At 61.1% G+C, this 21,467-nt stretch carries 9 protein-coding genes and 2 rRNA genes; 2 read left to right on the forward strand and 9 right to left on the reverse strand.

The window, feature by feature from the left end:
- Positions 1-6 precede the first annotated feature (6 nt).
- From AC1DD5_RS15870 to AC1DD5_RS15890, 5 genes are all read right to left on the reverse strand, one after another.
- Positions 7-3,149: ribosomal RNA gene (locus tag AC1DD5_RS15870) — 23S ribosomal RNA — on the reverse strand.
- A gap of 545 nt (positions 3,150-3,694) precedes the next feature.
- A 16S ribosomal RNA gene (locus AC1DD5_RS15875) occupies positions 3,695-5,214 on the reverse strand.
- The 16S and 23S rRNA genes sit together here, the layout of an rRNA operon.
- 308 nt (positions 5,215-5,522) lie before the next feature.
- A complete protein-coding gene (locus AC1DD5_RS15880; protein WP_477522104.1) occupies positions 5,523-9,179 on the reverse strand; it encodes a 1,4-alpha-glucan branching enzyme in 3,657 nt (1,218 codons plus the stop codon).
- 1 nt (position 9,180) lies between these two features.
- Complete coding sequence (treS, locus tag AC1DD5_RS15885; RefSeq protein ID WP_442019344.1) at positions 9,181-10,977, reverse strand: maltose alpha-D-glucosyltransferase; 1,797 nt, start codon at positions 10,975-10,977, stop codon at positions 9,181-9,183.
- A complete protein-coding gene (locus AC1DD5_RS15890) occupies positions 10,977-13,037 on the reverse strand; it encodes an alpha-1,4-glucan--maltose-1-phosphate maltosyltransferase (protein WP_477522105.1) in 2,061 nt (686 codons plus the stop codon). The genes treS and AC1DD5_RS15890 overlap by 1 nt, the downstream gene beginning before the upstream one ends.
- Before the next feature lie 152 nt (positions 13,038-13,189).
- On the opposite strand from AC1DD5_RS15890, the gene glgP reads away from it, so the two are divergent.
- The gene (gene glgP / locus AC1DD5_RS15895) at positions 13,190-15,814 is read left to right on the forward strand and encodes an alpha-glucan family phosphorylase (RefSeq protein WP_477519184.1); all 2,625 of its coding nucleotides are present in this window, start codon (positions 13,190-13,192) and stop codon (positions 15,812-15,814) included.
- Between the two features lie 194 nt (positions 15,815-16,008).
- Here the strand turns inward: glgP and AC1DD5_RS15900 are convergent, their stop codons facing one another.
- From AC1DD5_RS15900 to glgX, 3 genes are read right to left on the reverse strand one after another with little or no spacing between them, the layout of a single operon-like run.
- Positions 16,009-16,368: a barstar family protein gene (locus AC1DD5_RS15900; protein ID WP_477519185.1), complete on the reverse strand. Its 360-nt coding sequence runs from the start codon at positions 16,366-16,368 to the stop codon at positions 16,009-16,011.
- A gap of 6 nt (positions 16,369-16,374) precedes the next feature.
- Complete coding sequence (locus AC1DD5_RS15905) at positions 16,375-16,839, reverse strand: guanyl-specific ribonuclease (RefSeq protein WP_477519186.1); 465 nt, start codon at positions 16,837-16,839, stop codon at positions 16,375-16,377.
- Positions 16,840-16,849: 10 nt separating this feature from the next.
- Entirely contained in the window at positions 16,850-18,964 is a 2,115-nt protein-coding gene (glgX, locus tag AC1DD5_RS15910; RefSeq protein ID WP_477519211.1) for a glycogen debranching protein GlgX, read from the reverse strand.
- A gap of 238 nt (positions 18,965-19,202) precedes the next feature.
- Here glgX and AC1DD5_RS15915 point away from each other — a divergent pair, with 238 nt between their 5' ends.
- Complete coding sequence (locus AC1DD5_RS15915) at positions 19,203-20,012, forward strand: carbon-nitrogen hydrolase family protein (protein ID WP_477519187.1); 810 nt, start codon at positions 19,203-19,205, stop codon at positions 20,010-20,012.
- A gap of 435 nt (positions 20,013-20,447) precedes the next feature.
- On the opposite strand, the gene rlmB is transcribed toward AC1DD5_RS15915, so the two are convergent.
- Positions 20,448-21,437: a 23S rRNA (guanosine(2251)-2'-O)-methyltransferase RlmB gene (gene rlmB / locus AC1DD5_RS15920; RefSeq protein ID WP_442004785.1), complete on the reverse strand. Its 990-nt coding sequence runs from the start codon at positions 21,435-21,437 to the stop codon at positions 20,448-20,450.
- Positions 21,438-21,467 lie beyond the last annotated feature (30 nt).

A 21,467-nucleotide genomic window follows, 5' to 3' on the forward strand; every position in this document is an offset into this window, starting at 1 on the left:
TTGTGTGTGGTGTAAGTTGTTGGCCTATTAGTACCGGTCAGCTTCACGAGTCTTTAGTCCTCGCTTCCACATCCGGCCTATCAACCCAGTGGTCTGGCTGGGGGCCTCTCACACAAATTGTGTATGGAAATCTCATCTTGAAGCGAGCTTCCCGCTTAGATGCTTTCAGCGGTTATCCCATCCGAACGTAGCTAATCAGCGATGCACTTGGCAGTACAACTGACACACCAGAGGTTCGTCCGTCCCGGTCCTCTCGTACTAAGGACAGCCCTTCTCAAATTTCCTGCGCGCGCAGCGGATAGGGACCGAACTGTCTCACGACGTTCTAAACCCAGCTCGCGTACCGCTTTAATGGGCGAACAGCCCAACCCTTGGGACCTACTCCAGCCCCAGGATGCGACGAGCCGACATCGAGGTGCCAAACCATGCCGTCGATATGGACTCTTGGGCAAGATCAGCCTGTTATCCCCGAGGTACCTTTTATCCGTTGAGCGACGGCCATTCCACAATGTACCGCCGGATCACTAGTCCCGACTTTCGTCCCTGCTTGAGATGTCTCTCTCACAGTCAAGCTCCCTTGTGCACTTACACTCGACACCTGATTGCCAACCAGGCTGAGGGAACCTTTGGGCGCCTCCGTTACTTTTTAGGAGGCAACCGCCCCAGTTAAACTACCCATCAGGCACTGTCCCTGACCCGGATCACGGGCCGAAGTTAGATGTCCAAAGTGACCAGAGTGGTATTTCAACGATGACTCCACCCGAACTGGCGTCCGGGCTTCAACGTCTCCCACCTATCCTACACAAGCCACTCCGAACACCAATACCAAACTATAGTAAAGGTCTCGGGGTCTTTCCGTCCTGCTGCGCGTAACGAGCATCTTTACTCGTACTGCAATTTCGCCGAGTTTATGGTTGAGACAGCGGGGAAGTCGTTACTCCATTCGTGCAGGTCGGAACTTACCCGACAAGGAATTTCGCTACCTTAGGATGGTTATAGTTACCACCGCCGTTTACTGGGGCTTAAATTCTCAGCTTCGCCCTTACGGGCTAACCGGTCCTCTTAACCTTCCAGCACCGGGCAGGAGTCAGTCCGTATACATCGTCTTGCGACTTCGCACGGACCTGTGTTTTTAGTAAACAGTCGCTTCCCCCTGGTCTCTGCGGCCCACACCCGCTCCACAGAGCAAGTCTGTATCACGGGGCAGGCCCCCCTTCTCCCGAAGTTACGGGGGCATTTTGCCGAGTTCCTTAACCATAATTCTCTCGATCGCCTTGGTATTCTCTACCTGATCACCTGTGTCGGTTTGGGGTACGGGCGGCTAAAACCTCGCGTCGATGCTTTTCTAGGCAGCATAGGATCACCGGATCCCCCCGAACGGGGGTCCCATCAGATCTCAGGATCGTGCTCGAAACACACAGGAACGGATTTGCCTATCCCTGACCCTACATCCTTGGACCGGGGCAACCATCGCCCGGCCCGGCTACCTTCCTGCGTCACACCTGTTAATACGCTTACCTCCCGGGATCAGATCCCGCGCTCGGCCAAAACCCACACACCACAAGGGTGATAGGGCAGGCTCCGGGCGGTTAGTATCCCCCGCTTGGCATGGGCGGTTTTTCGCCGGTACGGGAATATCAACCCGTTGTCCATCGACTACGCCTGTCGGCCTCGCCTTAGGTCCCGACTTACCCAGGGCAGATTAGCTTGACCCTGGAACCCTTGATCATTCGGCGGACGGGTTTCTCACCCGTCTTTCGCTACTCATGCCTGCATTCTCACTCGTGTAGGCTCCACCGCTGGTTTCCACCGCGACTTCACTGCCCACACGACGCTCCCCTACCACTCCACACCCCTGAACCACGAAGGCTAGGGTATCGTGTGAAATCCACAACTTCGGCGGTGTACTTGAGCCCCGCTACATTGTCGGCGCGGAATCACTTGACCAGTGAGCTATTACGCACTCTTTCAAGGATGGCTGCTTCTAAGCCAACCTCCTGGTTGTCTTCGCAACTCCACATCCTTTCCCACTTAGCACACGCTTAGGGGCCTTAGTTGGTGGTCTGGGCTGTTTCCCTCTCGACTATGAAGCTTATCCCCCACAGTCTCACTGCTGCGCTCTCACTTACCGGCATTCGGAGTTTGGCTGACGTCAGTAACCTTGTAGGGCCCATCGGCCATCCAGTAGCTCTACCTCCGGCAAGAAACACGCAACGCTGCACCTAAATGCATTTCGGGGAGAACCAGCTATCACGGAGTTTGATTGGCCTTTCACCCCTACCCACAGCTCATCCCCTCCATTTTCAACTGAAGTGGGTTCGGTCCTCCACGACGTCTTACCGTCGCTTCAACCTGGCCATGGGTAGATCACTCCGCTTCGGGTCTAGATCACGCCACTACACTCGCCCTGTTCAGACTCGCTTTCGCTACGGCTACCCCACACGGGTTAACCTCGCGACGTAACACTAACTCGCAGGCTCATTCTTCAAAAGGCACGCCGTCACCAGAATCAGACTGGCTYCGACGGATTGTAAGCACACGGTTTCAGGTACTGTTTCACTCCCCTCCCGGGGTACTTTTCACCTTTCCCTCACGGTACTGGTCCGCTATCGGTCATTAGGAAGTATTTAGGCTTATCAGGTGGTCCTGACAGATTCGCACGGGATTTCTCGGGCCCCGTGCTACTTGGGATCCTCTCCAGGCGGTACACAACATTACGGTTACGGGGCTCACACCCTCTCTGGCCGGCCTTTCAAGACCGTTCACCTATGCCTGCACTACACACCCCACCAGTCCGGCAGAACCAGTACGGAAAGTCCCACAACCCCGCCCATGCAACGCCCGCCGGCTATCACACATGGAAACGGTTTAGCCTGATCCGCGTTCGCTCGCCACTACTAACGGAATCACTCTTGTTTTCTCTTCCTGCGGGTACTGAGATGTTTCACTTCCCCGCGTTCCCCCCACGCACCCTATGTGTTCAGATGCGGGTCACACAATCACCTCACAGCGTTGTGCGGGGTTTCCCCATTCGGACATCCTGGGATCAACGCTCGGTTATCAACTCCCCCAGGCTTATCGCAGATTCCTACGTCCTTCTTCGGCTCCTAATGCCAAGGCATCCACCGTGTGCCCTTAAAAACTTGACCACACAAAGATCAAAAACTTACTCGAGAGAACCACGACCACAAGGGCCAGGTTCATTCATAAGAAATTGCTGTAAGAACACACACAAGTGTGTGTTCTAGATGCTCGCGTCCACTATGTAGTTCTCAAACAACAACCCCATCAACCACACCCCACCCACCACAACCCACACACCCACACAACGCGGGGCAGGGRCTGATAACAGTGACCGGGACGCCGGAAGCAGGAACAAAAGAAACACCAGAAGATGCCCCCMTGCATTGCTGCAAAAAGGTCCTGTTGCCTCAGGACCCAACAGTGCGCCAAACACAACCCCACACCAGCCACGCCCCGGCAGCGTTCCACACAACACCACACCCCAAGGGGGCACGGGTTGCCGTACTGGCACCAGGACACAACCGGTAAAGGCCATGCCAAAGAAGTTTGATTCGTTGATGTTTCCACCCATGAGCACCCACCGCAGAACAGACGCCTGCGCAATGGGCAACACTGACAACCCGTCATCCACCCATGCAGGCAAACAACACAGCTGTTAGCAGCTCCTTAGAAAGGAGGTGATCCAGCCGCACCTTCCGGTACGGCTACCTTGTTACGACTTAGTCCCAATCGCCGGTCCCACCTTCGACGGCTCCCCCCACAAGGGTTAGGCCACCGGCTTCGGGTGTTACCAACTTTCGTGACTTGACGGGCGGTGTGTACAAGGCCCGGGAACGTATTCACCGCAGCGTTGCTGATCTGCGATTACTAGCGACTCCGACTTCATGGGGTCGAGTTGCAGACCCCAATCCGAACTGAGACCGGCTTTTTGGGATTAGCTCCACCTCACAGTATCGCAACCCTTTGTACCGGCCATTGTAGCATGCGTGAAGCCCAAGACATAAGGGGCATGATGATTTGACGTCGTCCCCACCTTCCTCCGAGTTGACCCCGGCAGTCTCCTATGAGTCCCCGCCATCACGCGCTGGCAACATAGAACGAGGGTTGCGCTCGTTGCGGGACTTAACCCAACATCTCACGACACGAGCTGACGACAACCATGCACCACCTGTAAACCGACCGCAAGCGGGGCACCTGTTTCCAGGTCTTTCCGGTTCATGTCAAGCCTTGGTAAGGTTCTTCGCGTTGCATCGAATTAATCCGCATGCTCCGCCGCTTGTGCGGGCCCCCGTCAATTCCTTTGAGTTTTAGCCTTGCGGCCGTACTCCCCAGGCGGGGCACTTAATGCGTTAGCTACGGCGCGGAAAACGTGGAATGTCCCCCACACCTAGTGCCCAACGTTTACGGCATGGACTACCAGGGTATCTAATCCTGTTCGCTCCCCATGCTTTCGCTCCTCAGCGTCAGTTACAGCCCAGAGACCTGCCTTCGCCATCGGTGTTCCTCCTGATATCTGCGCATTTCACCGCTACACCAGGAATTCCAGTCTCCCCTACTGCACTCTAGTCTGCCCGTACCCACTGCAGAACCGGAGTTGAGCCCCGGTCTTTCACAGCAGACGCGACAAACCGCCTACGAGCTCTTTACGCCCAATAATTCCGGATAACGCTTGCGCCCTACGTATTACCGCGGCTGCTGGCACGTAGTTAGCCGGCGCTTCTTCTGCAGGTACCGTCACTTTCGCTTCTTCCCTACTGAAAGAGGTTTACAACCCGAAGGCCGTCATCCCTCACGCGGCGTCGCTGCATCAGGCTTTCGCCCATTGTGCAATATTCCCCACTGCTGCCTCCCGTAGGAGTCTGGGCCGTGTCTCAGTCCCAGTGTGGCCGGTCACCCTCTCAGGCCGGCTACCCGTCGTCGCCTTGGTAGGCCATTACCCCACCAACAAGCTGATAGGCCGCGAGTCCATCCAAAACCACAAAAGCTTTCCACCCCCCACCATGCGATGAGGAGTCATATCCGGTATTAGACCCAGTTTCCCAGGCTTATCCCAGAGTCAAGGGCAGGTTACTCACGTGTTACTCACCCGTTCGCCACTAATCCCCCAGCAAGCTGGGATCATCGTTCGACTTGCATGTGTTAAGCACGCCGCCAGCGTTCATCCTGAGCCAGGATCAAACTCTCCGTTGAACCGGAGCAACTTTTCAAACTTACCGGCTGGATCTCTCGGAGTCAAATCGGCAAGCTTGACTTGATTTTTCCTTGCGGTTTCTTGTCAGCTTGGCGATCTCCACTCGGGGACCAGCGCGGGTACTAACTATACCCCTACTCAGCCGAGATGGCAAAGCCACTCAAAGAGGGGCACCTTGGCGCCACAACTACCCCGGAAACCCGGCTAAGCACCCAAACCCAACAACCCCCGGACGCAGTCAGGGAGCGTCCGGAGCATTGTTGCCCCGGACCCTCCCTGACCTTGAAGAACTGTTCGGCTTGAAGAACTACTCAGCCAGCGTGAACCAGGACGCGCCAAGCGGCGGGAGTGTTACGGTCAATGCCGCCGGCTGGCCGTCCGTTCCAGGTGAGGTGGCTTTCAGCGTTCCAGCGTTGATGACGCCCGAGCCACCGTAAGTCTCGGAATCGGTGTTCAGGACTTCAACCCACTCCCCTGCTTCCGGCACTCCCAGGATGTAATCGTTGTGCGGGCCTCCGGAGAAGTTCACTGCGCACACCAACGGCTTGCCATCGTGGTCCCAGCGAATGAAGGTCAGCACGTTGTGGTCGGCGTCTCCACCGTTGATCCACTGGAAGCCGGCAGGTTCGTTGTCGCGGACATGCAGTGCAGGCGTTGACTTGTAGAGGCCGTTAAGGTCACGGACCAGGAGTTGGAGTCCACGATGCGCCGGGATGTCAGCAAGGAACCAGTCGAGTCCGTACTGCTCGGACCACTCCGCTTCCTGGCCGAATTCGGTACCCATGAAAATGAGCTGCTTACCAGGGTGTGCCCACTGGTAGGCGAAGAAGGCGCGGAGGTTTGCCAGTTGCTGCCAACGGTCACCGGGCATCTTGCGAAGCATTGATCCCTTGCCGTGGACTACTTCATCGTGGCTGATGGGCAGGAGGAAGTTCTCCGAGAAGGCGTAGACCATGGAGAACGTGATGGTGCCGTGGTGCCAGCGGCGGTTGATGGGGTCTTCGGAGATGTATTTCAGGGAGTCGTGCATCCACCCCATGTTCCATTTGAGGCCAAAGCCGAGCCCACCGTGGTTGGTGGGTGCCGTGACACCGGGGAATGCGGTGGATTCCTCGGCAATGGTGACCGCGCCAGGGTGCGTCTTGTAGACGGTGGCGTTCACCTCCTGCATGAAGGAAATTGCCTCGAGGTTCTCGCGGCCACCGAACTTGTTGGGTCGCCACTGCCCTTCCTCGCGGGAGTAGTCGAGGTAGATCATGGAGGCCACAGCGTCCACGCGAAGTCCATCGATGTGGAATTCTTCGAGCCAATACAGCGCGTTGGCAACAAGGAAGTTCCGTACCTCGGTGCGCCCGAAGTCGAAGATCAGTGTGCCCCAGTCCGGGTGTTCGCCCAGGTTGGGATCTGAGTGCTCGTACAGTGCCTCGCCGTCAAAGCGAGCCAGCGCCCACGAATCCTTGGGGAAGTGGGCCGGGACCCAGTCCAGCAGGACGCCGATGCCGGCCTGATGCAGGGAATCCACCAGGAAACGGAACTCGTCGGGGTGCCCGAACCTGGATGTCGGGGCAAAGTAGGACGTGACCTGGTAGCCCCAGGAACCACCGAAGGGGTGCTCTGCCACGGGCATGAATTCCACATGGGTGAAACCGAGCCACTTCACGTAGTCAACCAGTTCCTTGGCCAGCTCCTTGTAGCCCAAGCCAAGGCGCCAGGATCCCAGGTGCACTTCGTAGACACTCATGGGTGAGTTGTGCGGGTCCTTTTCTGCGCGCGCAGTCATCCACTCGGCGTCCTTGAAGCGGTAGCTGGAGTCCACCACGCGGGATGCGGTCAGTGGCGGAACTTCCGTGCCGAAGGCCAAGGGGTCAGCCTTTTCCAGCCAGTGCCCGGACTTGCTCAGGATCTCGTATTTGTAGCACGCCCCTGCTACAACCCCCGGAATGAAGACTTCCCAAACACCGGACGAGCCGAGGGAACGCATTGCGTGGCTACGGCCATCCCAGCCGTTGAAATCACCCTTGACCCGGACCGCCTGGGCGTTCGGGGCCCAGACAGCAAAGGAAACACCATCTACTTCGCTCAACGAAGAGCGGTAGTGCTGGATGTGGGCGCCAAGGACATCCCAGAGGCGCTCGTGCCGGCCTTCGCCGATGAGGTGCAGGTCCACCTCACCCACGGTAGGCAGGTAGTGGTACGGATCATCAATGGTGACCGGTTCGGCGTCGTACACCACTTCCAGACGGTAGTCCGGAACATGGCCATGTTGCAGTGGATCCAGGACGACGGCCCAAATGCCGTTGGCCTCGTGCTCCATGGCAGCGCGTCCGGCCTCCGTCACCACCGTTACCGACTTGGCGAGGTGCTTCACGGTCCGGATGGTGACGTGGCCGTGATCGTCCAGGTGGGCGCCGAGCACGGAGTGTGGTGCGTGGTGGGCTCCAGCTGCCACGCGGGCCAAGGTCTCGGAGTCCACATGCAGGGGAACTCGGGGCCGTTCGGTGCGTGCAGAGCCTGTCATTTCATTACCTTCCGCTGTAGCCGCGGCGTGCTTGCCGCGGCTCGTGTTGTCGAGGATTTGCCGTGATGCGTTGACCGGAATGGACAGCCAGTCCGGCCGGTTCCGCAACTCATAGACCACCTCATATAAGGCCTTGTCCAGCCACAATGCCACAAAGAGTGGCGAGCGGCGGTCAATGGTTCCCGGCATGACTTCGCTGTAACCAGCCAGGAACGCGGTGGAGCAGTCGTCCGCCCATGTCGAGGGCACCTTGGCTTCGGCGTTCTCACGAACAGCGGCTCCTGCCGCGTAGTCGAAGGAGCGGAGCATTCCCACAACGTCCCGCAAGGGGAGATCGGGAGTGTTGCGCTCGTTAATGGTCCTGAGGGGCTCGCCTTCGAAGTCCAGGATGGCCCACCGACCCGGTGCCCCATTCTTTCCGGGAACCTTGAGGATCTGGCCAAGGTGGAGGTCGCCGTGGACGCGCTGCAGCTGACCCACATCGCGGGGATGCAGCGTGGCCAGCAGCTCTTCGAGATTGCCCTCATAAGGCCCGACGGCGGAAGCCGCTTCCGCCCATGACTGGCGGACACGTCGGGCCAGGGTACCAATGATGTTGGCGCCCTCCGTCTGGCCATCCAGTGTGCCGAAAGTTTCCGCGAGCCTGGCGTGGACCGTAGCTGTAGCAGCACCCAGTTCATGGGCCTCGTGTGTGAAATCGGCACCGGCTGCGGCCGCTTCGACAGCCAGCCGCCAGGCGTCCAGTCCGCGCAACAGGAATTCGTGGGCAACCGTGAGCTCGCCAGTGGCCGGACCGCTTGGGCCCTGGCTCTCCCAGGAACCCGTGATCCAGCCGAGCGTGGCCGGGACCTCGGTGGTCCCCGCCGCCGTCAGCGCGGCACCCAGCTCCACTTCGGGATTCCTGCCGGCCGCCAGCACGCGGAAGATCTTCACGATCGCCATTGAACCGCCGTCGTCAATGATGACGGACGTGTTGGACTGTTCCCCGGAAAGCACGCGGACCGAGGTGGGCCCTTCCGGAAGGGCCACGCGGCCACGCGTGAGATGGCCCGCGGCAAGACCGTCACCCACGGCGCCCTCGCGCCGCATGAGATCCAACCACGCGGTAATGAACTCGGGGTCGTAGACGGCGTCGTACACCAGTCGCAGCCCTTGTTCCGGGTCCGTGACCTCCCCCAGCAAAGCTGTGGGGGCCTCCGGCAACGGCTGGCTTCTGAAGCTCAACGGGACCTGGACAACGTCGGTCCGGTGACCGCCGTCGGCCGTCCGATACGTGACGGCGAGCAGTTCAACCTGCAATCCGGCGCTACCTTCCGGGTATGGGAGGTTGAAGCCGCCAACACGCTCCAGCGCAAAGTCGGGACTCTTCACCGGGAACCAGCGTTTGGTGGGAAGCCAGCTCCGGAGAAGACTTTCGATCGAGGGGTCAAGTGTTCCCTTTTTCATCTCATCCTTTGGTCGACACCACGGGAATCGCCTGGGTAAATGGCGATGAGGGGTTGGAAAACGCAGAGCGCAGCCGCAGCCAATAGAAGTTGTGGCTACCCAGCATGACCGTCAGTTGGCCGTTGTCCCCCACAGGCGGGAATGTTTGGCCACCGAAAATGTCGCGGAAGCCTCTGCCCGCGAATTCGGGCAGATCCAGCGTGGCGGCCACCGGGTGCTGCGACAGGTTGAAGACGCACAGAATCGTCTCTGCGTCCTCGCCTTCAGGATTGCCCGCCGGCAGTTCCCGGACATAGGCCAGAACAACCTCGTTGTCCGCTTCGATGTGGCGGAAACCTCCCAGGCCGAACACAGGGTGGTTCCTTCGCACGCTGAGGATCTGCCGGGTCCATCGCAACAGCGAGCCTGAATGCGCGGCCTCTGCTTCAACGTTGGCCATGCTGTAGTTGTAGACGAGGGACTGGATCACCGGCAGGTACAGTTTGCCCGGGTCCGCGCCTGAGAAACCCGCGTTCCTGTCCGGGTTCCATTGCATGGGGGTGCGGACGGCGTCGCGGTCATCGAGCCAAATGTTGTCCCCCATGCCGATTTCGTCCCCGTAATAGAGGAAGGGGCTTCCCGGCAGGGAGAGCAACAGAGCGTTAATGAGCTCAATCTCAGCCCGGGAATTGTCCAGCAGCGGAGCCAGCCTCCGTCGGATACCAATGTTTGCGCGCATCCTGGGGTCCGGTGCGTACCAGCCAAGCATGGCGGCGCGGTCGTCCGCACTGACCATCTCCAGCGTGAGTTCGTCGTGGTTCCGCAGGAAGGTCCCCCACTGGGCGCCCTTGGGAATCTCCGGAGTTTCCCTCAGGGTCTGGATGATCGGAGCCGCCTTCTGGTCCCGGAGGGCGTAGTAGAGCCGGGGCATGATCGGAAAGTGGAAGGCCATGTGGCATTCCGGGGCTTCGTCGGTGCCGAAGTACTCCACAACCTCCTGGGGTGGCTGGTTTGCCTCGGCGATGATCACGCGTCCGGGGTAATTGGCATCCACCATCCGCCGCAGATCTTGCAGGAAAGCGTGGGTGGCCGGCAGGTTCTCGCAGTTGGTCCCTTCCTCCTCGAAGAGGTACGGAACGGCGTCGGCGCGGAAGCCATCGATTCCCTGGTCCAGCCAGAACCGGATCACGTCATAGAGCGCCTCGATGACTTTGGGGTTCTCGAAGTTCAGGTCCGGCTGGTGGCTGAAGAAGCGGTGCCAGAAAAATTGGCGCCGGATGGGGTCGAAGGTCCAGTTGGATTCCTCCGTGTCCACAAAGATGATGCGCGCATCCTGGTATTTCTCATCCGTATCGCTCCAGACATAGAAATCGCCGTAGGGACCCGTGGGGTCCTTCCGCGATTCCTGGAACCACGGGTGCTGGTCCGAGGTGTGGTTCAGCGGGAGGTCGATGATCACCCGGACGCCGCGGGCGTGCGCCTCCGCCACGAGGCGTTTGAAGTCGCTGATGGTGCCAAACTCGTCCAGCACCGAGGTGTAGTCAGCGATGTCATAGCCGCCATCACGCAACGGTGAATGGAAGAACGGCGGCAACCAGAGGCAGTCGACGCCCAGCCATTGAAGGTAGTCCAGTTTCTCGATCAAGCCGTGGAAGTCACCGGAGCCATCCCCGTTGGCATCCGCAAAGGCCCGCACCAGTACTTCGTAGAAGACTGCCTTGCGGTACCAGTGCGGATCATGCTGGAGACCGGGGGCATTCAGCTCGAAGGTGTTCTTCGGAGTGAAGTACTGGCTCGGGTTTTGCGGAGAAAAACTCACTAAGGCTGCCTCCGGATGCTCAGGATGTGTGCGGGCTCCACGTGTGCGTCGAGCCTGACGTAGTTGTGTTCACCCCACCACCAGCTCTGCCCGCTGATCAAGTCATCCACCAGGAACCGGCCGTCCTCGTTGAAGTCCGCAGGGTCCAGCTGCAGGGCCGCCAAGTCCAGGGAGACCGTGCTTTCGCGGGCGCTGTGCGGATCCACGTTGACCACGATGATCAAGGTGTCCTTCGTGCCGTCCGGCAGCGTCTTGTGCTTGGAGTAGACGATCGTTGCGTCATCCGTGCTGCTGTGCAACGTCAGGTTCTGCAGGTCGCCCAGGGCAAGGTGGTCCTTGCGGATGGTGTTGAGCCTGGTGATGTACGGCGCGAGCGTGCGGCCGGACGCGGCAGCGCCTTCCCAGTCCCTGGCCTTGTACTCGTACTTTTCGTTATCGATGTACTCTTCCGCACCTGGCCGTGCCACGTGTTCGTACAGCTCGTAGCCGGCGTACACGCCCCAGAGCGGGCTCGCCGTGGCAGCCAGGACAGCTCGGATGCGGAAGGCCGCGGGACCACCGTACTGGAGGTACTCCGTGAGGATGTCCGGCGTGTTTACAAAGAAGTTGGGCCGGAAGAAAGCTGCGCTCTCGTGGCTGACCTCATGGAAATACTGCTCCAGTTCAGTCTTGGTGTTCCGCCAGGTGAAGTAGGTGTAGGACTGCTGGAACCCTGCCCTGCCCAATGCGTGCATCATGGGTGGACGAGTGAAAGCCTCGGCCAGGAAAACTACCTCTGGGTTCTTTTTGTTGATCTTTCCAATCAACCATTCCCAGAACCAGACAGGCTTTGTGTGCGGATTGTCCACGCGGAAAATCTTCACGCCATGGCTGATCCACAACTGGACGATCCTCAGGATTTCCTTGGAAAGGCCTGCGGGATCGTTATCGAAGTTCAGGGGATAAATATCCTGGTATTTCTTTGGCGGGTTTTCGGCATAGGCGATCGACCCATCCACACGGGTGGTGAACCATTCCGGGTTTGACGTCACCCAGGGGTGGTCGGGGGCTGCCTGCAACGCCAAGTCCAGTGCAACTTCGAGTCCGAGCTCGCGGGCGTGGGCAACAAAAGCGTCAAAATCTTCAAAAGTGCCCAAATCCGGGTGAATGGCATCATGGCCACCGTCCTTGGAACCAATGGCCCACGGCGAACCCGGGTCCTGGGGGCCCGGTGTCAGGGTGTTGTTGCGGCCCTTGCGGTGCTGGAAACCGATCGGGTGGATAGGCGGCAGATAGATGACATCGAAGCCCATCTCCGCAACGGCCTCCAGGCGCTTCGCTGCGGTGCGGAAGTTGCCCGAGGTCCAGATACCTGAGGCGTGATCCAAAACCGCGCCCTCGGAGCGGGGAAAGAACTCGTACCAGGAACCACGGCCCGCGAGGTCACGTTCCACCTGCAGCGGGAACGGCTCCGAAACCGTCACCAGCTCACGGATCGGAACGCGTCCGACGGCGGCCAGCACCTCTGGGCTGAAACCGGCGCCAAGGCGCTCCTCGGCAGATTTGGTGGTGTCGGCGAGGACGACTGAAGCGGCACGCAGGGTGCGCTTCTCCGCCGCGGTGCGACCGGCGTCGTCGTCGGCTGCTTCCGAAAGGAGGGCAGCGCCTTCGGCGAGCATCAACTCGACGTCAATGCCGGCGCCCACTTTGACTTCAGCGTTGTGGTGCCACGTTCCATAACGGTCGTGCCAAGCCTCAATGACGAAAGACCACGCGCCCGTGCCGGACGGCGACAGCAAACCCTCCCAGCGGTCCAAGCCTTTCCAGCGCTCATCCTTGGCCGGTGCCATGCGGACCCGCTGGCGCTCCTTGCCCTTGGGATCGAGCAGGACGGCGGAGACGCCGAGTTGATCATGTCCTTCACGAAAGACGGTCGCCCCGATGGCGAGATCCTCACCCGGAAGGGCCTTCGCGGGGAACCGGCCACCCTCAACCACCGGCTGGACGGCCGTGATGGGGAACCGGCCGAAGCGAAGTCCGGCGGTGATGTCCGTTTTCGTCTTGGATTTCAAAGCGGTCATGGTTCGCGAGGTATTCGTCACAACCACGACGTTAGCGACAAAAATCCAAGAATGCTAAGCACACGAGCCATCTTCACGACGCAAGATGACTTTTACCTAAAAGAAACCCAAACAAGTTCCGACTGCCATGTGAGTCCGTTAGTGTGGCGCTCGTGAAGGCAATTCGAAGATTTACAGTCCGTACCGTCCTCCCTGAGCCCATTCGGCCCCTGGCCCGCTTGGCGACCAACTTGCGCTGGTCCTGGCACCGGCCCACCAGGGAACTTTTTGCGAGCCTTAACCCGGCTCTCTGGGAGGCCGCGCAGCACGACCCCATCGCCCTCCTGGGGTCCATCAGCAGGGAGCAGCTGCAGGACCTGGCCAGCAACGGCGAAGTCGTAAACCGGGTGCAGGAAGCTGCAGCCGATCTGGACCGCTACCTCAGCGAGCCCCGCTGGTACCAGGGCCTGGGTGAAGAAGCCCCGGCCTGCATCGCTTACTTCTCGCCGGAATTCGGCATCACCGAGGTTCTCCCCCAGTACTCCGGTGGCCTGGGCATCCTCGCTGGTGACCACCTCAAAGCCGCATCGGACCTCGGGGTGCCGTTGATCGGCGTCGGGCTCCTTTACCAGGCCGGCTACTTCAAGCAGTCGCTGTCCCGTGACGCCTGGCAGCAGGAAACGTACCCGGTACTGGACCCGGACGGCCTGCCGCTGACGCTTCTGCGCCAGCCCTCCAAGGACGGCGCTCCGGGCAAGCCCGTGCACATTTCGCTTCCGCTTCCCAACGGCCGCGAGCTTCACGCGCACGTGTGGCGTGCCGACGTGGGACGCGTTCCGCTGCTGCTGCTGGACTCCAACGTCCCCTCCAACGACGAAGCCGCGCGCGGCATAACCGACCGCCTGTACGGCGGTGGCGGCGATCACCGCCTCCAACAGGAACTGCTGCTGGGCATGGGCGGCGTCAAGGCCCTGCGCGTCTACCAGGAACTGACGGGCACACCCGCACCGGAAGTCTTCCACACGAACGAAGGCCACGCAGGATTCCTGGGAATCGAACGCATCCAGGAAGCGATGTCCGACGCGACTGATCCCCTCACCTGGGACGAAGCCCTCGCTGCAGGCCGTGCATCCACCGTCTTCACCACGCACACCCCCGTACCGGCAGGGATCGACCGTTTCGAGACCCTCCAGATCAAGCACTTCTTCGAAGCCGGGCTCGCCCCTGCTGTGCCTGTGGACCGGATCCTGGAACTCGGCCGGGAAAACTACGACGGCGGCAACCCCTCCGTCTTCAACATGGCAGTCATGGGCCTGCGCCTCGCCCAGCGCGCCAACGGCGTCGCCAAGCTGCACGGCGTGGTTTCGCGGGAAATGTTCTCCGGCCTCTGGCCCGGATTCGACCACTCCGAAATCCCCATCACCTCCGTGACCAACGGCGTCCACGTCCCCACCTGGGTGGACCCGCGGATATCGACCCTGGCACGGCAACAATTCGGTCCAGAAGCCGAAGCCTTGGGCCGCTGGGACCTCGCCTACAACGTCAGTGACGAGGACGTCTGGGGCCTCCGCAAGCAACTGCGCACCCAGCTCGTCGAAGACGTCCGACGCAGGCTGCGCGCCTCGTGGAAGACACGCGGCGCCGCCGACGCCGAGCTTGGCTGGACGGACAACGTACTGGATCCGGACGTGCTGACCATCGGCTTCGCCCGACGCGTGCCCACCTACAAGCGGCTCACGCTCATGCTGCGCGACCCCGCACGTCTGAAGGCCCTCCTCCTGGACCCCAAGCACCCCATCCAGTTGGTTATCGCAGGCAAATCCCACCCCGCAGACGACGCCGGCAAGAAAATGATCCAGGACCTCGTCCGGTTCACCGACGACCCCGAAGTGCGCCACCGGATCGTGTTCCTCCCGAACTACGACATCGCCATGGCCCGCACCCTCTTCCCCGGCTGCGACGTCTGGCTCAACAACCCACTGCGGCCGCTGGAAGCCTGCGGCACATCCGGGATGAAGGCAGCCATCAACGGCTCACTCAACCTCTCCGTCCTGGACGGCTGGTGGGACGAAATGTACGACGGCGAAAACGGCTGGGCAATCCCCACAGCCAACAACGGCGCATCCGCCGACGAACGCGACGACATCGAAGCTTCCGCACTCTACGAGCTGCTGGAAACCCAGGTAGCACCGCGCTTCTACGGAACCACCGTGGCCCAAGGCGCCGGCGCAGCAGGACCCTCCGAATCCAGCCGCGAAACAGTTCCCACGCACTGGGTGTCCATGATCAAGCACACCCTGGCGAACCTGGGTCCGGCAGTCTCAGCCGAACGCATGCTCCACGACTACGTCAACAACCTGTACTGCCCCGCAGCAGTAGCCGGGCGTCGGGCCACCGCTGAATCGTTCAAGGAAGCCAAGGAACTCGCAGCCTGGACCTCCAAGGTCCGCAGCGCCTGGCCTGAGGTCGTCGTGGAACACGTCGACTCGGTCGGAGTGTCCGAAGAACCCCAGGTTGGCGACAGCCTGCAGGTCAACGCCTACGTGGCGCTGCACAACCTAACCCCCGACGACGTCTCCGTGGAAGTAGCGTTCGGACGCGCCGAGGAATCCGACGAGCTCGAGGACATCGTCGTAGCCGAACTGGAGTCCCTGGAGAACCTCGGCGGCGGACGCCACCTGTTCCACGGCGACCTGGTCATCAACCGCTCAGGCTCCTTCGGCTACACCGTCCGCGTGTTCCCGAAGCACTCGGCGCTGGCTTCCAAAGCTGAACTTGGGTTGATCGCGAACGCCTGATCCTTGCTTCGCCCGTTGGGCGGCCGTAACCCTCGGCGTGCTAGCTCGTTCCTCGCTTTTGACGCACGCTGCCGGGTCACGGTCGCCCATTGGGGTTTAGCTCTGCCGTGGTTCGCGGTCAATTCCGCTTTTGTGGCGCCTCGTGTCCTTCGGGTTCTCGGAGGTCCTTGCAGGAGTGTGCGGTCTTTCGTTCTTTAATTTTCGAAGACGGCGATGACGGCGAGGTCGCGGCCTGCGTAGCGCTCTGCGTCCTGCAGGATTTCGCAGACTACGGCGAAGGAGCGGTCCGTGCGGTAGGCCGCCGGGACTTGCCAGATCATCGTGACGGGAGTGCCGCCGTCGTCGGACAGGGCGTCGGCGAAGTCATGCAGGGAGTCATTGAGGGCGTCCAGGTTCACGCCGTAGTACTCCGGGAAGTCCAGGACCTGGGCGAAGACTTCCAGGACTGACTGCTTTGTTGCTGCCGGGGGGACCATCACGGTCCTGCGGCCTGCATCTGCTACCTGGTCCTGAAGTTCTTCGAGGGTCCAGGTGTCTGCGGAATAAATCTTCATGGGCTCCTACTTGCCTTCGACGATGAACTTGAACGAATCGTAATGGTCAGCGGTGTAGTACTTCGCCGTGTCCTTGCCAACAATGATTCGGCGGGCGCCGCGGTTGGACGCACCAGGTGTTTCGACTGTGTATTCCTTGTAGAAACCGCTGGATTTCTTGGGCAAGAGTCCTTCGAAGTTGCCGAAGTTTCCGTCGTCTTCCCGGTACGGGTAGGGGCCGCCTTTCGCGATCAGGGCAAGCGTCTGTTGCGCTTCCTTGGGCAGCTGCGAGGCGTTGATGGTGGGCAGCGCAGAGGGGTTTGCCACGGACGGCGGCGTTGACGCGGAGCCAGGCTCCGCCGTCGTGCTTTGCACGCTTGACGTTTCCTGAGGGGCTGTCAGCGGGCCGCCGCCCACCATTGCGACCACAAGCGCGACGACGGCAATCACCAGCGCTGCGAAGGCCAGCAGTTTACTGCTGCTCCGTTTCATGCAGGGGCTCCTAGGTGCGGTAAATGTTGATGGTGTTGGCTTGCAGGATATCCCGCTCGCCTGACGCCACCAGCGCACCCTTCCGGCGTTCATGCAGCACCGAGGTTGTGAAACGGAGTTCGAACATACGCTTGCCGATGCCCGTTTCACTGAGGATCTCGGGAAGCACCATCTTCACGTCCTGGTTGCTGCCGTTCACCACGACCAAGCCGCGGATTTCGCTGTCCTCGTGCCCCATCAGGAGCTGGATGGAGCGCGCGTTGGGATCATTCCAACGCGCGGGCGTCATGCGCTTTCCCTTGTCGTCGAACCACTGCAGGCTGGAATCATTAGTGTGGGCCGGGAAGTTCTCGGGCTGGTGGCGCAGGAACCACCGGCGGAGCCTCACAAGCTCCCTGGTGGTCTGGAACATGGCGTTGGCTTCCTGGGTACGGCTCCAATCCAGCCATGCCGTGGGATTGTCCTGGCAGTAAGCGTTGTTGTTGCCGTGCTGCGTGCGGCCGATCTCATCACCAGCGGTGATCATGGGAACGCCAATGGACAGCAGCAAGGTAGCCATCAGGTTCCGGACGGAAAGCGCGCGGGCCGCCACGATTTCCTCGTTCTCGCTGCGGCCTTCAACGCCATGGTTGTAGCTGCGGTTGTCTCCGTGGCCATCGCGGTTCTGCTCGCCGTTGGCTTCGTTGTGCTTGCGGTCGTAGCTCACCAAGTCCTTGAGCGTGAAGCCGTCGTGTGCGGTGATGAAGTTGATTGAGGCCAAACGTGTGCGGCCGGACGGCGCAAACAGGTTCGCCGAACCTGCCATCAGCTCAGCCAGCGACGCGACTGAGCCGCCTTGGCCGCCAGCCTCCATGGCAGCGCGATCGGAGAGCCAGAAGCGCCGGACGCCGTCGCGGAAATGATCGTTCCAATCGGACCATCCCTGCGGGAACCGCCCTGTCTGCCAGCCGCCGTAACCCACATCCCAGGGCTCGGCAATGAGCTTGACCTCTGACAGCACCGGATCCTCGGCAATGGCCCGCAGGAAGGGATGGTTGGGATCGAATTGGTTGCCAGCGTCCCGGCACAAGGTCACGGCGAGGTCAAAGCGGAAGCCGTCCACGTGGAAGTCGTTCACCCAGTACCTCAGGGAATCCAACGCCAGGTCCACCACCACGGGATCGCTGAAATCCAAGGTGTTGCCGCATCCAGTGGTATCCAGATAGCGCCCATGTGCATCGTGCCGGTAGTAGCGCTTCTCCCCGAGGCCACGGAAACTCAACGCGGGCCCGTCCGGTCCGGCTTCCGCGGTGTGGTTGTAGACCACGTCCAGAAGGACCTCGATGCCGGCCGCGTGGAGCAACTTAATCATGCCCTTGAGCTCGTCCTGCACAGCGTGGGGGCCTGCGTTCCGCGCAGCCTCCGTAGCGTAGTCGGAGTGAGGGGCGAAGAAGGCAGCAGTGTTGTAGCCCCAGTAGTTCGTCATGCCCAGGTCCTGGAGGTGGGACTCGTCCAGGTGGAAGTGGATGGGCAGGAGTTGCACGGCAGTGATTCCAAGCTCGGTCAGATGCTGGATCATCACGGGGTGTGCCATCCCGGCATAGGTGCCGCGGAGGTGCTCCGGGATATCCGGGTGGAGCATCGTCTGACCACGGACGTGGGCCTCGTAGATCACCGACGTACGCATGGGTGTCCGCGGCGGCGCGTCGTCTCCCCAGTCAAAATCCGATGCCATATGGACACTGGTGAGGAATTCGCCCCGCTGATCCACAGCGCGACCATAGGGATCCAGCAACAGCGACTGTTCGCCGTCGTCATCAACATCCAGTGCCGGTACTGACATCGGCAGCCCGCCCTCAGCTGGAGCGGCGCGGAAACCGTAGCGTGTGCCCGGCGGCATGCCGCTGACGATGCCAAAGTGCACACCATCCTCCAGGTTGGGAAGGGTGTGAACCCGCCAACCATCACCCGGTGCCTGGTACGCCACTTCAACGCGTTCCATGTCAGGTGCAAACACTGCAACGTTCACGTTGTCTGTCTGCTGCGTGACGGCATCAAAGAAGTCGGGCTGGGGCTTGCTCAGTCCGAATGGCCTGGGGCGCGATGCATCCAGGGCGGCTGCTGGGTCCAAAATAGGCATAACCATTGCTTGCAAGTTTAGTTCCATACAGGATGAGTGCTGAGTCAGCCTCCCGTGTGACGGCGCGCACCACGTCAAATTTCCGGTACGTACCGGCCGCGGTCGTAGTTCCGGGCCGCTCACGTGCTGCAACGCTTTGCCGGGGCAACAGCACATTCGTATCGGCTCCCCCGAATATGTCGCTGCGGCTGTAGGTTGACTGCAGCCTTGCCATACTGGGACTGACAGAACTGGAGGTTCAATCGTGCGCGTTGCACTCGCTCAAGTCATCACCGGCCGGGACCTGGCTGACAATCTGCGGCTTCTGGAAGAGTACGCCCGCCGCGCCAAGGACGGCGGCGCGGAGCTTGTTGTTTTCCCAGAAGCAATGATGCGCGCGTTCGGTAACTCCCTGACGGACATCGCCGAACCTCTCGACGGCCCCTGGGCGGGCCGGGTGCGCGAGCTCGCCAACGAATTGCAGCTGGTGATCGTGGCCGGCATGTTCACGCCCGGCTCTGCTTCGGACTCCGGTGGGCCCCGCGTGCGGAACACTCTCATGGTCACAGGCCCCGGCGTGGAGACCAGCTACGACAAGATCCACCTCTTCGACGCGTTCGGCTTCGCGGAGTCGGACACGGTTGAGGCGGGAACAGACCCAGTGACGTTCGACGTCGGCGGCGTCACCTTTGGTTTGGCCACCTGCTACGACATCCGTTTCCCGGCACTGTTCACAGCCAACGCGTTGCGCGGTGCCGTGGTGAACATCGTTGCGGCGTCGTGGGGAGCCGGACCGGGCAAGGCCGATCAATGGCAGCTCCTGTCCCGCGCCCGGGCGGTGGACACCACGACGTTCGTGCTTGCCTGTGGCCAAGGAGATCCTGCTACGCAAGGTGCTGAGGTCAAGGGTGCCGCGCCCACAGGAGTGGGGTACTCCGCTGTCGTGTCCCCCTTCGGGCAAGTCCTGGAAGCCCTCGACGGCGAACCTGGGCTCCTCTTCGCCGACCTCGACCCCGCCGTGGTGGAAGAAGCCCGTCAGAAGCTCCCAGTCCTGGCCAACCGCCGCGACTTCTGACGTTCTCTCACGTCCTGCGGCTCCTGGCCGGATCTTCTCTCACATCCGGCTACCTTTGGGGCCGATGCTCTCTCACATCCGCCCAAAGGGGACCGGACCCCCCGCGCCCGCGCCGGGTGCCGCCGTCGTCGTCATTCCTGAAGAACAGCAAACGCTCCCCCACGATGACGACGTGAGAGAGCGCTTGCCGAAACGGTCAGGAAGTGAACGAGCATCCGTAAAAAACCCGCGGGAAGCGATAGAGCATCCATAAAAAACCCGCGGGAAGCGATAGAGCATCCATAAAAAAGCCGCAGGAAGTGAGAGAGCATCCAAAGGCGGCGCAAGCGGCATCCGGAAGCGCGCGTCTAAGCGAGGAACGAGCGAGCGCGCGGAGGATGGCGCTTGCGCCGCCGCCCCGGGGGACTCGCTTGCGCCGGCCTCGGCGGACTGGCGCTAGCTAGCGCGCTGCCTCGACACCTCGTACAGCGAGATACCCACGGCCATGGATGCGTTGAGCGACTCCATGGCGGAGTCGATCGGGATCGAGACGATTTGGTCGCAGTTTTCGCGGACGAGCCGGCTCAGGCCCTTGCCTTCTGAGCCGACCACGATGCAAACGGGCTCGGTGGCTACCGTGAGGTCGGGCAGTGAGACGTCGCCGTCGCCGTCCAGGCCGAGGACGTAGATGCCCATGTTCTTGAACTGCTTGAGGGCGTTGTTCAGGTTGGACGCGCGGGCCACGGGTACGCGGACTGCTGCGCCGGCACTGGTCTTCCATGCCGATGCCGTGACGCCGACGGACCGGCGCTCGGGAACGATGACACCGTGGCCACTGAACGCGGAGACTGAGCGGATGATCGCACCGAGGTTGCGGGGATCGGTAATGCCATCGAGGGCAACGAAGATCGGGGCGTTGGAGATGTGCCCCTTCTTCCACTTGGCGATGGTGGTCTCGGCGAGGTCGTAAGCGTCCTCGTACTCGTACGGCGGGATCTGCAGGACCAGGCCCTGGTGGACTGCGTCCTCGGTCATGCGGTCCAGTTCGGGCTTGCCAGTTTCGAGGAGCGGGATGCCGCGCTCTGCTGCAAGCTTGAGGGACTCCTTGACGCGGTCATCCATTTCGATGCGGATCGCAACGTGGAGGGCCTTGGCGGGGATGCCGGCGCGCAGCGCTTCCACTACCGAGTTGCGCCCAGTGACCAGCTCTTCAGTTGCGCGACCCTTGGGGCCGGAGCGGGCGCCGGTACCCGGGCGTGCCGGACCGCGCTTAGCGGCCGAACGCTCCGAAAGCTGCTTGTTCTTGTACGCCTTGTGGTAGGTCCGCTCCTCGGCCTTAGGGGTTGGCCCCTTGCCTTCGAGGGCCTTGCGACCGTGGCCTCCGGTACCCGTGGAGGGGCCCTTCTTGCTCTTGCGGATTGCACCCGGGCGACCGTGGTTGGCCATTCTGTCCACCTTGCTTGAAATTAATGAGTC

The organism is Paenarthrobacter sp. 10L420, assembly GCF_056395385.1.

Bases quoted from the DNA above. Each gene is read 5' to 3' on its own strand.
- rlmB (WP_442004785.1), bottom strand. From the start codon at position 21,437: ATGGCCAACCACGGTCGCCCGGGTGCAATCCGCAAGAGCAAGAAGGGC.
- AC1DD5_RS15890 (WP_477522105.1), bottom strand. From the start codon at position 13,037: ATGACCGCTTTGAAATCCAAGACGAAAACGGACATCACCGCCGGACTT.
- AC1DD5_RS15880 (WP_477522104.1), bottom strand. From the start codon at position 9,179: ATGAAAAAGGGAACACTTGACCCCTCGATCGAAAGTCTTCTCCGGAGC.
- glgX (WP_477519211.1), bottom strand. From the start codon at position 18,964: ATGGTTATGCCTATTTTGGACCCAGCAGCCGCCCTGGATGCATCGCGC.
- AC1DD5_RS15905 (WP_477519186.1), bottom strand. From the start codon at position 16,839: ATGAAACGGAGCAGCAGTAAACTGCTGGCCTTCGCAGCGCTGGTGATT.
- AC1DD5_RS15900 (WP_477519185.1), bottom strand. From the start codon at position 16,368: ATGAAGATTTATTCCGCAGACACCTGGACCCTCGAAGAACTTCAGGAC.